The organism is Pseudomonas sp. G3-39 (assembly GCF_054790485.1).
In genome coordinates this window covers 5,309,290-5,323,328 of the sequence record NZ_CP186497.1, presented here as the reverse complement: position 1 = coordinate 5,323,328, position 14,039 = coordinate 5,309,290, and the positions used below count along the sequence as shown (strand labels likewise).

The following is a 14,039-nucleotide window of genomic DNA, read 5'->3' as shown; positions in this document are numbered from 1 at the left end:
CTCCATCGCAACAGCTCCGCGCCAGCGACGCAGGTGTCACGGCGGGGAGCGTTGTTCATTCTTTCGCAGAGTCTACAGGGGCCGGGGGCGCTGCGGCTGCATCGTCCACGGAATTCGCCGGTTCAGTCTCGACCTCGACTTCATCGGTGGTGACCGAGCCGCTTTCATAGCTGCTCTCGAGGTTGGTTTCATATTCTTGCTGAATGGCCGAAATACCGCCGAGCATGCCGCCGGCAAACACCAGGGCGAAGAACACGATCCAGAGCGAGCACAGCACTTTGACCGCAGTACTGTTGGGTGGCGGTGGCGGGCCGTAGCGGTTGGCGCCGGTGTTGCCCGGCACGACCATGATCACCAGCGGGAAGAAGCTGCCCACGAACGGCACCAGGTTCAGCAGCCACAGCCAGCCGGACCAGCCGATATCGTGCAGGCGCTGTACGCTGAACAGAATGCTTACAATGATGAAGCCGAGGAACAGGAAGAACGCGAATATCCCGCCAATGATCAGGCCGGTGGTGGTGTCGCCGCTGACCAGTCCAAGACCGATAAATGCAAATATCGCCACGATCGGCAGGGTCACCAGGCTCAGCACCATCGTCCAGGCCAGAAACCGCAGTCGACCGATCCGGCCTTCGACGCTGAAGGGCTTGAGCACTGCGAATGCTGGCAGGTTTTCGCCGACATTGGCCCGAGGTGGCGCATAGGGTGATGCGGGTTCGTTGAAAGTCGCCGGTTGTTCATGCACGTCCGACAGACTCAGTTCGATCGTCGTTTCGCTTTCGATCCGTGCATCGATCCCGGTCTTGCTCAGTGCTTGCAGATAAGTCTGCGCATCGCTGTGGGTCAGGTCGCGTTTGAGGGCGACGGTGCTGCCGTTGAACAGGCGCTCGATGGCGGCAACATCGCTTTTGAACAGGGCCGCCAGATTGAGCTTGGCGGTGGTGAGATCGACACCGGGCTGTAGAGCACCGTCGAAAACGATCTTGTAGCGAGGTTCGCTCATGGCCGAGGCATCCTTGTCGCGAATCAATTGAAGGTCAGCAAGTGTAAGGCCAGTCGGTCGATGACTGGCCTGATTTTTCTCAGCGTGGCCAGCGTTTTGGCAACTGCGCCGCGCGTTCCAGCGCCTGACGATATTCCGCGTCGAGCCGGGCGATCAACTGGTCGACGCTCGGCAGGTCGTCGATCTGGCCTACGCCCTGGCCGGCCGACCACACGGTCTTCCAGGCCTTGGCTTCATCGTTGATCGGTTTGAGCTTGTCACCGAAATTGACCTCGCCCTTGCCTTGCAGCGCGGCCATGTCGAAACCCGCCGCCTCCAGGCTTTGACGCATGAAGCTGGCCGGTACTCCGGAGACTGCAGGAGTATGAATGATGTCCGCCGCCTTGGCCGTCAGCAGCATGTCCTTATAGGCGTCAGGCGCATGACTTTCGGTGGTGCCGATAAATCGCGTACCGAAGTAGGCCAAATCCGCGCCGAGCAGCTGTGCGGCCAAAATCTCATGGCCGTGGTTAAGACATCCGGCAAGCAACAGGGTTTTATCGAAGAATTCACGGATCTCGGCGATCAGTGCAAACGGACTCCAGGTGCCGGCATGGCCGCCGGCGCCCGCCGCGACGGCGATCAAGCCGTCGACTCCGGCTTCGGCGGCTTTCTCGGCATGCCGGCGCGTGGTCACGTCGTGGAACACCAGGCCGCCGTAGCTGTGCACGGCATCGACCAGTTCCTTCACCGCGCCGAGGCTGGTGATGACAATCGGCACCTTGTGCTCGACGCAGATGTTCAGATCCGCCTGCAGGCGCGGATTGCTGTTGTGCACGATCAGGTTCACTGCATACGGCGCCGGGTTGTCCAGTGTCGCCAGGCCCGCTTCAATCTCCTCCAGCCAGGCCTTGAAGCCGCTGCTTTCACGCTGGTTCAGCGCCGGGAAGCTGCCAACCACGCCGTTACGGCAGCAGGCGAGCACCAGCTCCGGGTTGGAGATCAGGAACATCGGCGCCGCCACTATCGGCAAGCGCAGACGTTGTTCGAGCAAAGCGGGCAGCGACATTGGAAATCCCCCGAGGTGTGATGCTGTTATGAAGTTAGAACGGCTTGACCACGACCAGAATTACGATAGCCAGCAATATCAGAACCGGCACTTCATTGAACCAGCGATAAAAGACATGGCTGCGGGTGTTCTCGCCACGGGCGAAGCGTTTTACCTGCGCGCCGCACATGTGGTGGTAGCCGATCAGCAAGACCACCAGGGTCAGCTTGGCGTGAATCCAGCCGCCCATGCTGAAGATGCCCGGATTGAGGTAGATCAGCCAGCCGCCGAAGATCAGCGTGGCGATCATCGCCGGGCCCATGATGCCGCGATACAGCTTGCGCTCCATGAGGCTGAAGCGTTCCTTGCTGATCGCGTCTTCACTTTGCGCGTGATAAACGAACAGCCGCGGCAAGTAGAACAGCCCGGCAAACCAGCAGACGACGCTGACGATGTGAAACGCTTTGATCCATAGATAGAGCATTTTTGGTTATTCCCAGGTTCACGGTAGCCGGGATAGTAGAGGCTTGAGCGTCCGCACGTCACCTTGATGGTTGTCGCAGGGGCGCGCGGCCCCTATTATCGACGGCTTTCCAGTGGGTTCGTTGAGGGCAGGTTTATGGTCAAGGTCGGTATCGTCGGCGGCACGGGTTACACCGGTGTCGAACTGCTGCGTCTGTTGGCACAGCATCCGCAGGCAGAAGTGGTAGTGATCACTTCCCGATCCGAGGCCGGTCTGGCCGTGGCTGACATGTACCCGAACCTGCGCGGTCACTACGACGGTCTGGCGTTCAGCGTGCCGGACATCAAAACCCTGGGTGCGTGCGACGTTGTGTTCTTCGCCACCCCGCACGGCGTTGCCCATGCGTTGGCCGGTGAACTGTTGGCGGCGGGCACCAAGGTCATCGACCTGTCAGCGGACTTCCGGTTGCAGGACGCTGAAGAATGGGCCAAATGGTACGGACAGCCACACGGTGCGCCGGCGTTGCTGGACGAGGCGGTCTACGGCCTGCCGGAAGTCAATCGTGAGCAGATCAAGAAGGCGCGTTTGATCGCCGTACCGGGTTGCTATCCAACCGCCACACAGTTGGGTTTCCTGCCGCTGCTTGAAGCGGGTCTGGCTGATACTTCTCGCCTGATCGCCGACTGCAAATCCGGCGTCAGCGGTGCCGGTCGCGGTGCTTCTGTAGGCTCGCTGTACTCCGAGACGTCGGAAAGCATGAAGGCTTATGCGGTGAAAGGTCACCGTCATCTGCCGGAAATTCGCCAGGGTCTGCGTCGCGCTGCCGGTAAGGATGTCGGTCTGACCTTCGTCCCGCACCTGACCCCGATGATTCGTGGCATTCATTCCACGCTCTACGCGACCGTGGTTGATCGTTCGGTGGATCTGCAGGCACTGTTCGAAAAGCGTTATGCCAACGAGCCGTTCGTCGACGTGATGCCGGCCGGCAGCCATCCGGAAACCCGCAGCGTGCGTGGCGCCAACGTCTGCCGCATCGCTGTACATCGTCCGCAGGATGGTGATCTGGTGGTGGTGCTGTCGGTGATCGACAACCTGGTCAAAGGCGCGTCGGGTCAGGCGGTGCAGAACATGAACATTCTGTTCGGCCTGGATGAGCGCTTCGGTCTGTCCCACGCCGGTATGCTGCCGTAACACGTTCGGCAACACAGCAAAAAGGCCCGTCAAACGGGCCTTTTTGCATTCTGGGCAGTTGGTCGGGTTTATTGATATACCGTAACAATAGTTGACCGATTTTCTAGGACAAGCGGATAATGCGCGTCATCACGCATTATGGCGGCGTAACGCCGGGAGATAGTCAGCATGAGCGTCGAATCCTTCACCCCCACGGCTTTGCAATTCACCCAAGGTGCTGCGCACAAGGTGAAGAGCCTGGTCGATGAAGAGGGGAATGATCGCTTGAAGCTGCGCGTATTCGTTACGGGCGGCGGTTGTTCGGGGTTTCAGTACGGCTTCACCTTCGATGAAGATGTGGCCGAGGACGACACCATCGTCGAGCGCGAAGGCGTGAGTCTGGTGGTCGATCCGATGAGTTTCCAGTACTTGGCGGGTGCCGAAGTGGACTATCAGGAAGGTCTGGAAGGTTCGCGCTTCGTGATCAAGAACCCGAACGCCACCACGACCTGTGGTTGCGGCTCTTCGTTCTCGATCTGATCGCACCTTGCTGCACACAATAAAACGCCGCAGAGCCTTACGGTTCTGCGGCGTTTTTTGTTGCCTGTCTTTTGTTCAGTTCGGGTAGATGGCGCCGAGTACTCGCAGGCCTTTGGCGCCGGTGACGCTCGGGCGATTGGCGGCAATGCCTTCGAGGCAGCAATGGGCCAGCCAGGCGAAGGCCATTGCCTCGACCCAGTCCGGATCGACGCCGTGAGTGGCGGTGCTGGCGACGGTGGCGTTAGGCAGCAGGTCGGCAAGACGTTTCATCAGCGTAGCGTTGTGAGCGCCGCCGCCGCAGACCAACATTTCCCGCGTATCGGATTGAGCGCTTTGCAGCGACTCGACGATGGTCTGCGCCGTCAGTTCGAGCAGCGTTGCCTGAACGTTTTCAGCAGCGAAGCTCGGCAAACTTGAGAGGTGGTGCTCCAGCCACGGCAGGTTGAACACTTCCCGGCCAGTGCTCTTCGGGCCTTTGGTCACGAAGAACGGGTCGCCGAGCAGAGCTTTCAGCAAGACTGGCTCGACCGTGCCGGTGGCTGCCCACTGGCCGTTGCGATCATAGTTCTCGCCGCGTTGTTGATGAATCCAGGCATCCATCAGCACATTCCCAGGGCCGCAGTCGAAACCGGCTACAGGCCTGGTCGGCTCTATCAGACTGAGATTGCTGAAACCGCCGACATTCAGGACTGCACGGTTACCGTTACGCTCTTCGAACAAGGCCTCATGGAAGGCTGGCACCAGTGGGGCACCTTGGCCGCCAGCAGCCACATCGCGGCTGCGGAAGTCGCTGACCACGGTGATGCCGGTCAGCTCTGTCAGGAGTGCGGGATTGCCGATTTGCACAGTGAAGCCACGAGCGGGCTCATGACGAATGGTCTGGCCATGGCTGCCGATTGCACGAATGGCCTCAGGCTTTAGTTGCTGCTGATCGAGGAGGGTATGGATGCCCTGTGCAGCGAGTTTGACCCAGTGCTGCTGGGCGATCGCCGAGCGGGCAATCTCGTCGGGGCCGCTGGCGCACAAGCCAAGCAGCTCGGCGCGCAGGGATTCAGGCATGGGGATGTAATGCGTGGCGATCAGTTTGATCGCCGAGGTCTGCTTGATCAGGGCGATGTCCAGCCCATCGAGACTGGTGCCGGACATCACGCCGATATAAAGAGCCATGGCTTAGCGCTTGCTCGAAGCCAGCATGGTGGCCTTCTCTTGATCCATGCGCGCCATCAGCGGTTGGCTCTGCGCAAGGAAGCGTGCGCGCTCGGACTTGGCGATCGGATCTGCCATCGGTAGCTTCTGGCCCAGCGGGTCGACGTGAACACCGTTGACCTGGAACTCATAGTGCAAGTGCGGTCCGGTGGACAGGCCGGTGGTACCAATGTAGCCGATCACCTGGCCCTGCTTGACGCTGCCGCCGGTTTTCACGCCTTTGGCAAAGCCTTGCATGTGGCCATACAGCGTGCGGTAGGTGTTGCCGTGCTGGATGATCACCGTGTTGCCGTAGCCACCGCGGCGGCCGGCCAGCAATACTTTACCGTCGCCGGCAGCCTTGATCGGCGTACCGCGTGGCGCTGCGTAATCGACACCTTTGTGGGCGCGGATCTTGTTGAGGATCGGGTGTTTGCGGCCCATGGAGAATTTCGAACTGATGCGGGCGAAGTCCACCGGGGTACGGATGAACGCCTTACGCATGCTGTTGCCATCAGCGGTGTAATAGCTGCTGTTGCCTTGTTTGTTGGTGTAACGCACGGCGGTGTAGGTCTTGCCGCGGTTGGTGAAGCGTGCAGACAGAATCGGGCCGGTGCCCACTGCCTTGCCGTTGACCACTTTCTGCTCGTAGATCACGTCGAATTCGTCACCTTGACGGATGTCCTGAGCGAAGTCGACGTCGTAGCCGAAGACGCTGGCCATATCCATGGTCAGGCTATGGGACAGGCCTGCACGGGCAGCGGATTGTGACAGGGAGCTATTGATCACGCCGTGCACGTAAGCCGTGCGAACGGTCGGCTTGGCTGTTACGCGGTTGAATGCGTAGCCCTTGTCATTCTTGGTCAGGGTAATGGTTTCGACATCGCTGACCTTGCTGTGCAGGCTGTTCAGTTGGCCTTCCGGGTTCAGTTCGAACTCCAGCTTCTGGCCGTGCTTGAGCTGGCTGAACTGTTTGGCTTGTTTGTCGCTGGCCAGCACTTCGTGCACAGCAGCGGCTGGCAGACCGACTTTCTCGAACAATGTAGAGAGCGTATCGCCTTTGGATACGACGACTTCGCGGTGCCCCGGGGCTTTTGATTTCTCTGCAGCCGGAGCTGGGGCAGGTGCGGCTTCAGCGGTTTTCGGGGTTTCTTCGGTGCTGTTTTCGATCTGGGCGAAAGGTGAGGCTGCTGGCTCATTTGTGGCTTGAATCGCGTCAGCAGCGTCTTGATCTTGTGTCAGTTGTTCAGCAGGACTTTCCAGTTCCAGGCTCAGGGTCGTCTTTTTGGCTTCAACATCACTGGAAGGAAATACCAGGAGCGCCAGGCTGAGAAGGGCGGCGATTCCACTTGCGGCGAGCAGGTGGGTCTTCGGGTAAAGCGGTGGCGCTTTAGACGGTTCAGTGGTCATAAGTAATTTTGACTTTGAAAAAAGATGAATTGGAAAAGATGAATGACATGATGAAGATGAAATAACTGTATAAAATATAACCAAATCATCCCCGAAGCAAGTCTACAGACACCCTGTCTGCAGATTGGTGTCCGTGCGCCGGGCAAAACTTGTAATTGGTGCACGATCTTGTATGGTTGGTTCCCTTTGAATCTGAGCCTTGCGGGTCTGTTATGAAGTCGGTTGAAGAGCAGCTAGCGCTGATTAAACGTGGTGCGGAAGAACTATTGGTCGAGTCCGAGCTGATCGAGAAGCTCAAGCGCGGCCAGCCGCTGCGTATCAAGGCTGGTTTCGATCCAACCGCCCCGGATCTGCACTTGGGTCACACCGTGCTTATTAATAAGCTGCGCCAGTTCCAGGAATTGGGGCATCAGGTGATCTTCCTGATTGGTGACTTCACCGGGATGATCGGTGATCCAAGCGGCAAGAGCGCTACGCGTCCTCCTTTGACTCGCGAGCAGGTTCTGGAAAACGCCGAGACGTACAAGACTCAAGTGTTCAAGATTCTTGATCCGGCGAAGACCGAAGTTGCGTTCAACTCCACCTGGATGGATCAGATGGGGCCGGCGGACTTCATTCGGCTGACTTCGCAATACACTGTCGCTCGCATGCTTGAGCGTGATGACTTCGACAAGCGTTACACCACCAACCAACCGATCGCTATTCACGAGTTTCTCTATCCGCTGGTTCAGGGATATGACTCGGTTGCTCTGCGCGCAGATGTTGAGTTGGGCGGTACCGATCAGAAATTCAACCTGCTGATGGGGCGTGAGCTGCAGCGTGGGTATGGCCAGGAAGCTCAGTGCATTCTGACCATGCCGTTGCTGGAAGGTCTGGATGGTGTGAAGAAGATGTCCAAGTCGTTGGGCAATTACGTTGGTATCCAGGAAGCGCCGGGTGTCATGTACGGCAAGCTGGTTTCGATCCCGGATGCGTTGATGTGGCGTTACTTTGAGCTGCTCAGCTTCCGTTCGATGGATGAGATCAATGCCTTCCGTGCAGATGTCGAGGCGGGGGCTAACCCGCGCGACATCAAGATCAAGTTGGCGGAAGAGATTGTTGCGCGCTTCCATGGTGAGGAGGCTGCGGCCAATGCTCATCGCGCTGCCGGTAACCGTATGAAGGATGGCGAACTGCCGGATGATCTGCCGGAGATCGAACTGGCCTCTGCTGAAGATATGCCAATTGCGGCCGTCCTTAATAAGGCAGGGCTGGTGAAGAACTCGGCAGCGGCGCGTGATCTGTTGGCTTCTGGTGGTGTGCGTGTGGATGGTGAGGTGGTTGATCGCTCCTTTATATATGTGCTGGGCGCGACCCACGTTTGCCAGGCGGGCAAGAAGGCATTTGCACGTATCACACTGAAAACTGAATAAAGTTTGAAATAAGGGTTGACGGCGAATTTTAGAAGTCTATAATTCGCCCCACTTCCGGCGCAGTCGAAACGGAAAACTCCTTGAGATTCAACGAGTTATGCGGTTTTCGACGGCGGCTTGCTTCAGTTCATCGAAGTCTGGAAGAAGTTGAAAGAGCGGTGATGTTTGGCTCTTTTGACGGTTCGATCTTCTCGGTCGAAAGCGGAGAAAAAGAGGTGTTGACAGCAGCGTGTAACGCTGTAGAATTCGCCTCCCGCTAACGAGAGATCGGAAGCGCAAGTGGTTGAAGTTGTTGAAGAAATCTTCGAAAACTTCTGAAAATAATCACTTGACAGCAAATGAGGCTGCTGTAGAATGCGCGCCTCGGTTGAGACGAAAGATCTTAACCAACCGCTCTTTAACAACTGAATCAAGCAATTCGTGTGGGTGCTTGTGGAGTCAGACTGGTAGTCAACAAGATTATCAGCATCACAAGTTACTCCGCGAGAAATCAAAGATGTAACCAACGATTGCTGAGCCAAGTTTAGGGTTTCTTAAAAACCCAAAGATGTTTGAACTGAAGAGTTTGATCATGGCTCAGATTGAACGCTGGCGGCAGGCCTAACACATGCAAGTCGAGCGGATGAAAGGAGCTTGCTCCTGGATTCAGCGGCGGACGGGTGAGTAATGCCTAGGAATCTGCCTGGTAGTGGGGGACAACGTTTCGAAAGGAACGCTAATACCGCATACGTCCTACGGGAGAAAGCAGGGGACCTTCGGGCCTTGCGCTATCAGATGAGCCTAGGTCGGATTAGCTAGTTGGTGAGGTAATGGCTCACCAAGGCGACGATCCGTAACTGGTCTGAGAGGATGATCAGTCACACTGGAACTGAGACACGGTCCAGACTCCTACGGGAGGCAGCAGTGGGGAATATTGGACAATGGGCGAAAGCCTGATCCAGCCATGCCGCGTGTGTGAAGAAGGTCTTCGGATTGTAAAGCACTTTAAGTTGGGAGGAAGGGTTGTAGATTAATACTCTGCAATTTTGACGTTACCGACAGAATAAGCACCGGCTAACTCTGTGCCAGCAGCCGCGGTAATACAGAGGGTGCAAGCGTTAATCGGAATTACTGGGCGTAAAGCGCGCGTAGGTGGTTTGTTAAGTTGGATGTGAAATCCCCGGGCTCAACCTGGGAACTGCATCCAAAACTGGCAAGCTAGAGTATGGTAGAGGGTGGTGGAATTTCCTGTGTAGCGGTGAAATGCGTAGATATAGGAAGGAACACCAGTGGCGAAGGCGACCACCTGGACTGATACTGACACTGAGGTGCGAAAGCGTGGGGAGCAAACAGGATTAGATACCCTGGTAGTCCACGCCGTAAACGATGTCAACTAGCCGTTGGGAGCCTTGAGCTCTTAGTGGCGCAGCTAACGCATTAAGTTGACCGCCTGGGGAGTACGGCCGCAAGGTTAAAACTCAAATGAATTGACGGGGGCCCGCACAAGCGGTGGAGCATGTGGTTTAATTCGAAGCAACGCGAAGAACCTTACCAGGCCTTGACATCCAATGAACTTTCCAGAGATGGATTGGTGCCTTCGGGAACATTGAGACAGGTGCTGCATGGCTGTCGTCAGCTCGTGTCGTGAGATGTTGGGTTAAGTCCCGTAACGAGCGCAACCCTTGTCCTTAGTTACCAGCACGTAATGGTGGGCACTCTAAGGAGACTGCCGGTGACAAACCGGAGGAAGGTGGGGATGACGTCAAGTCATCATGGCCCTTACGGCCTGGGCTACACACGTGCTACAATGGTCGGTACAGAGGGTTGCCAAGCCGCGAGGTGGAGCTAATCCCACAAAACCGATCGTAGTCCGGATCGCAGTCTGCAACTCGACTGCGTGAAGTCGGAATCGCTAGTAATCGCGAATCAGAATGTCGCGGTGAATACGTTCCCGGGCCTTGTACACACCGCCCGTCACACCATGGGAGTGGGTTGCACCAGAAGTAGCTAGTCTAACCTTCGGGAGGACGGTTACCACGGTGTGATTCATGACTGGGGTGAAGTCGTAACAAGGTAGCCGTAGGGGAACCTGCGGCTGGATCACCTCCTTAATCGACGACATCAGCTGCTCCATAAGTTCCCACACGAATTGCTTGATTCATTGAAGAAGACGATAGAAGCAGCCCGAAATTGGGTCTGTAGCTCAGTTGGTTAGAGCGCACCCCTGATAAGGGTGAGGTCGGCAGTTCGAATCTGCCCAGACCCACCAATTTTTGTGTGGGAAACCTGTAGAAATACGGGGCCATAGCTCAGCTGGGAGAGCGCCTGCCTTGCACGCAGGAGGTCAGCGGTTCGATCCCGCTTGGCTCCACCACCACTGCTTCTGAAGTTTGAAAGCTTAGAAATGAGCATTCCATCGCTGTGATGGTGAATGCTGATTTCTAGTCTTTTGATTAGATCGTTCTTTAAAAATTTGGGTATGTGATAGAAAGATAGACTGAACGTTACTTTCACTGGTAACGGATCAGGCTAAGGTAAAATTTGTGAGTGACTCTTAAGAGTTTTGCGAATTTTCGGCGAATGTCGTCTTCACAGTATAACCAGATTGCTTGGGGTTATATGGTCAAGTGAAGAAGCGCATACGGTGGATGCCTTGGCAGTCAGAGGCGATGAAAGACGTGGTAGCCTGCGAAAAGCTTCGGGGAGTCGGCAAACAGACTTTGATCCGGAGATGTCTGAATGGGGGAACCCAGCCATCATAAGATGGTTATCTTGTACTGAATACATAGGTGCAAGAGGCGAACCAGGGGAACTGAAACATCTAAGTACCCTGAGGAAAAGAAATCAACCGAGATTCCCTTAGTAGTGGCGAGCGAACGGGGACTAGCCCTTAAGTGGCTTTGAGATTAGCGGAACGCTCTGGAAAGTGCGGCCATAGTGGGTGATAGCCCTGTACGCGAAAGTCTCTTAGTCATGAAATCGAGTAGGACGGAGCACGAGAAACTTTGTCTGAATATGGGGGGACCATCCTCCAAGGCTAAATACTACTGACTGACCGATAGTGAACTAGTACCGTGAGGGAAAGGCGAAAAGAACCCCGGAGAGGGGAGTGAAATAGATCCTGAAACCGTATGCGTACAAGCAGTGGGAGCCCATTTTGTTGGGTGACTGCGTACCTTTTGTATAATGGGTCAGCGACTTATTTTCAGTGGCGAGCTTAACCGAATAGGGGAGGCGTAGCGAAAGCGAGTCTTAATAGGGCGTCTAGTCGCTGGGAATAGACCCGAAACCGGGCGATCTATCCATGGGCAGGTTGAAGGTTAGGTAACACTGACTGGAGGACCGAACCGACTACCGTTGAAAAGTTAGCGGATGACCTGTGGATCGGAGTGAAAGGCTAATCAAGCTCGGAGATAGCTGGTTCTCCTCGAAAGCTATTTAGGTAGCGCCTCATGTATCACTGTAGGGGGTAGAGCACTGTTTCGGCTAGGGGGTCATCCCGACTTACCAAACCGATGCAAACTCCGAATACCTACAAGTGCCGAGCATGGGAGACACACGGCGGGTGCTAACGTCCGTCGTGAAAAGGGAAACAACCCAGACCGTCAGCTAAGGTCCCAAAGTTATGGTTAAGTGGGAAACGATGTGGGAAGGCTTAGACAGCTAGGAGGTTGGCTTAGAAGCAGCCACCCTTTAAAGAAAGCGTAATAGCTCACTAGTCGAGTCGGCCTGCGCGGAAGATGTAACGGGGCTCAAACCATACACCGAAGCTACGGGTATCACGCAAGTGATGCGGTAGAGGAGCGTTCTGTAAGCCTGTGAAGGTGAGTTGAGAAGCTTGCTGGAGGTATCAGAAGTGCGAATGCTGACATGAGTAACGACAATGGGTGTGAAAAACACCCACGCCGAAAGACCAAGGTTTCCTGCGCAACGTTAATCGACGCAGGGTTAGTCGGTCCCTAAGGCGAGGCTGAAAAGCGTAGTCGATGGAAAACAGGTTAATATTCCTGTACTTCTGGTTATTGCGATGGAGGGACGGAGAAGGCTAGGCCAGCTTGGCGTTGGTTGTCCAAGTTTAAGGTGGTAGGCTGAGATCTTAGGTAAATCCGGGATCTTAAGGCCGAGAGCTGATGACGAGTTACCTTTTAGGTGACGAAGTGGTTGATGCCATGCTTCCAAGAAAAGCTTCTAAGCTTCAGATAACCAGGAACCGTACCCCAAACCGACACAGGTGGTTGGGTAGAGAATACCAAGGCGCTTGAGAGAACTCGGGTGAAGGAACTAGGCAAAATGGCACCGTAACTTCGGGAGAAGGTGCGCCGGTGAGGGTGAAGGACTTGCTCCGTAAGCTCATGCCGGTCGAAGATACCAGGCCGCTGCGACTGTTTATTAAAAACACAGCACTCTGCAAACACGAAAGTGGACGTATAGGGTGTGACGCCTGCCCGGTGCCGGAAGGTTAATTGATGGGGTTAGCTAACGCGAAGCTCTTGATCGAAGCCCCGGTAAACGGCGGCCGTAACTATAACGGTCCTAAGGTAGCGAAATTCCTTGTCGGGTAAGTTCCGACCTGCACGAATGGCGTAACGATGGCGGCGCTGTCTCCACCCGAGACTCAGTGAAATTGAAATCGCTGTGAAGATGCAGTGTATCCGCGGCTAGACGGAAAGACCCCGTGAACCTTTACTATAGCTTTGCACTGGACTTTGAATTTGCTTGTGTAGGATAGGTGGGAGGCTTTGAAGCGTGGACGCCAGTTCGCGTGGAGCCATCCTTGAAATACCACCCTGGCAACTTTGAGGTTCTAACTCAGGTCCGTTATCCGGATCGAGGACAGTGTATGGTGGGTAGTTTGACTGGGGCGGTCTCCTCCTAAAGAGTAACGGAGGAGTACGAAGGTGCGCTCAGACCGGTCGGAAATCGGTCGTAGAGTATAAAGGCAAAAGCGCGCTTGACTGCGAGACAGACACGTCGAGCAGGTACGAAAGTAGGTCTTAGTGATCCGGTGGTTCTGTATGGAAGGGCCATCGCTCAACGGATAAAAGGTACTCCGGGGATAACAGGCTGATACCGCCCAAGAGTTCATATCGACGGCGGTGTTTGGCACCTCGATGTCGGCTCATCACATCCTGGGGCTGAAGCCGGTCCCAAGGGTATGGCTGTTCGCCATTTAAAGTGGTACGCGAGCTGGGTTTAGAACGTCGTGAGACAGTTCGGTCCCTATCTGCCGTGGACGTTTGAGATTTGAGAGGGGCTGCTCCTAGTACGAGAGGACCGGAGTGGACGAACCTCTGGTGTTCCGGTTGTCACGCCAGTGGCATTGCCGGGTAGCTATGTTCGGGAAAGATAACCGCTGAAAGCATCTAAGCGGGAAACTTGCCTCAAGATGAGATCTCACTGGAACCTTGAGTTCCCTGAAGGGCCGTCGAAGACTACGACGTTGATAGGTTGGGTGTGTAAGCGCTGTGAGGCGTTGAGCTAACCAATACTAATTGCCCGTGAGGCTTGACCATATAACACCCAAGCAATCTGCATGCTCGAAAGAGACCAGATTGCGGTGTGTGAAGACGCAATGAACCGAAAGTTCGCGATGCTCACAAAACACCTGTATCACATACCCGATTTGCTGAAGCGAGGCCAACCGGTCACGAGTCAGTACCCGAATTTCTTGACGACCATAGAGCGTTGGAACCACCTGATCCCATCCCGAACTCAGAAGTGAAACGATGCATCGCCGATGGTAGTGTGGGGTTTCCCCATGTGAGAGTAGGTCATCGTCAAGATTAAATTCCGAAACCCCAATTGCGAAAGCAGTTGGGGTTTTGTTTTGCCCGCAGGAAAGTGGTGCGC

The 14,039-nt window shown here is 55.6% G+C and carries 8 protein-coding genes, 2 tRNA genes and 3 rRNA genes; 8 read left to right on the top strand and 5 right to left on the bottom strand.

Annotated elements, in window-relative coordinates; genetic code table 11:
* Positions 1-55 precede the first annotated feature (55 nt).
* From ACOYXG_RS24095 to hemJ, 3 genes are all read right to left on the bottom strand, one after another.
* On the bottom strand, positions 56-1,003 hold the full coding sequence (locus ACOYXG_RS24095; protein ID WP_460354371.1) for a DUF805 domain-containing protein: 948 nt from the start codon (positions 1,001-1,003) through the stop codon (positions 56-58).
* Positions 1,004-1,082: 79 nt separating this feature from the next.
* Positions 1,083-2,051: an NAD(P)H-dependent flavin oxidoreductase gene (locus ACOYXG_RS24090; RefSeq protein WP_027610741.1), complete on the bottom strand. Its 969-nt coding sequence runs from the start codon at positions 2,049-2,051 to the stop codon at positions 1,083-1,085.
* 34 nt (positions 2,052-2,085) lie between these two features.
* Complete coding sequence (gene hemJ / locus ACOYXG_RS24085; protein ID WP_027610742.1) at positions 2,086-2,514, bottom strand: protoporphyrinogen oxidase HemJ; 429 nt, start codon at positions 2,512-2,514, stop codon at positions 2,086-2,088.
* A 135-nt stretch (positions 2,515-2,649) separates the two neighbouring features.
* On the opposite strand from hemJ, the gene argC reads away from it, so the two are divergent.
* Positions 2,650-3,684: an N-acetyl-gamma-glutamyl-phosphate reductase gene (gene argC, locus ACOYXG_RS24080; RefSeq protein WP_007966420.1), complete on the top strand. Its 1,035-nt coding sequence runs from the start codon at positions 2,650-2,652 to the stop codon at positions 3,682-3,684.
* Positions 3,685-3,852: 168 nt separating this feature from the next.
* On the top strand, positions 3,853-4,203 hold the full coding sequence (erpA, locus tag ACOYXG_RS24075) for an iron-sulfur cluster insertion protein ErpA (protein WP_003228776.1): 351 nt from the start codon (positions 3,853-3,855) through the stop codon (positions 4,201-4,203).
* Between the two features lie 75 nt (positions 4,204-4,278).
* On the opposite strand, the gene ACOYXG_RS24070 is transcribed toward erpA, so the two are convergent.
* On the bottom strand, positions 4,279-5,370 hold the full coding sequence (locus ACOYXG_RS24070; protein WP_115988781.1) for an anhydro-N-acetylmuramic acid kinase: 1,092 nt from the start codon (positions 5,368-5,370) through the stop codon (positions 4,279-4,281).
* Between the two features lie 3 nt (positions 5,371-5,373).
* Complete coding sequence (locus ACOYXG_RS24065; protein WP_027610744.1) at positions 5,374-6,798, bottom strand: peptidoglycan DD-metalloendopeptidase family protein; 1,425 nt, start codon at positions 6,796-6,798, stop codon at positions 5,374-5,376.
* Positions 6,799-7,010: 212 nt separating this feature from the next.
* On the opposite strand from ACOYXG_RS24065, the gene tyrS reads away from it, so the two are divergent.
* From tyrS to rrf, 6 genes are all read left to right on the top strand, one after another.
* Positions 7,011-8,210 carry a tyrosine--tRNA ligase gene (gene tyrS / locus ACOYXG_RS24060; protein ID WP_460354367.1) on the top strand — a complete coding sequence of 400 codons (1,200 nt, stop codon included), beginning with the start codon at positions 7,011-7,013 and terminating at the stop codon, positions 8,208-8,210.
* 553 nt (positions 8,211-8,763) lie between these two features.
* Positions 8,764-10,300 (top strand): 16S ribosomal RNA (locus tag ACOYXG_RS24055).
* A gap of 81 nt (positions 10,301-10,381) precedes the next feature.
* Positions 10,382-10,458 (top strand) — tRNA-Ile (locus ACOYXG_RS24050).
* A gap of 29 nt (positions 10,459-10,487) precedes the next feature.
* A tRNA-Ala gene (locus ACOYXG_RS24045) sits at positions 10,488-10,563 on the top strand.
* A 247-nt stretch (positions 10,564-10,810) separates the two neighbouring features.
* Positions 10,811-13,702, top strand: a 23S ribosomal RNA gene (locus ACOYXG_RS24040).
* 154 nt (positions 13,703-13,856) lie between these two features.
* Positions 13,857-13,972, top strand: a 5S ribosomal RNA gene (gene rrf, locus ACOYXG_RS24035).
* Together the 16S, 23S and 5S rRNA genes with 2 tRNA genes alongside form the textbook arrangement of a ribosomal RNA operon.
* Positions 13,973-14,039 lie beyond the last annotated feature (67 nt).